This window comes from Nocardiopsis sp. NRRL B-16309, assembly GCF_001279585.1.
GTDB lineage: Bacteria > Actinomycetota > Actinomycetes > Streptosporangiales > Streptosporangiaceae > Nocardiopsis.
The window spans coordinates 1-572 of sequence record NZ_LGEC01000144.1; the positions used below are offsets into that span (position 1 = coordinate 1).

A 572-nucleotide genomic window follows, 5' to 3' on the forward strand; every position below is an offset into this window, starting at 1 on the left:
CCCTGTGGCTGTGCCTGCACCTGCTCATCGGCATGGCCGCCAGCCTGGCCACCATGGTCGCCCTCACCGAAGCCGCCCTGCTCGCCACCGCACCCCTGACACCCCAGCCCTACTCCGCCTCCCAAGGCCCCCTCACCCTCATGGGCCACGACGACCTCACCCCCACCCAACGCCTCATCGGCCCCCTCCTGGCCCTCGCACTCGTAGCCGCCCTGCTCTACACCATCGCCCTCACCGGCCACCTCCTCGCCCGCACCGCACCCCGCCTCCTGGGCCCCACACCCACCGAACGCCTGGCCGCCGCCCAAGCCCACGCCCACACCCTCGCCGAACGCGGACGCCTGGCCCGCGAACTCCACGACTCCCTCGGCCACGCCCTGTCCGTGGTCACCCTCCAAGCCGCCACCGCCGCCCGCCTCCTCGACACCGACCCCGACTTCGCCCGCCAAGCCCTCACCCACATCGCCGACCAGGCCCGCACCGCCACCGCCGACCTCGACCACGCCCTGGGCATCCTGCGCGAAGACACCCCCACCGACCGCACACCACCCCCCGACCTCACCCACCTGCAC

Annotated in this window: 1 protein-coding gene; it reads left to right on the forward strand. The window is 73.8% G+C overall.

Going from position 1 to position 572, the window contains the following annotated elements; genetic code table 11:
- Window positions 1–572, forward strand: a 572-nt coding sequence (locus ADL05_RS28405) for a sensor histidine kinase (RefSeq protein ID WP_197285971.1), incomplete at both ends; no start/stop codon positions are given.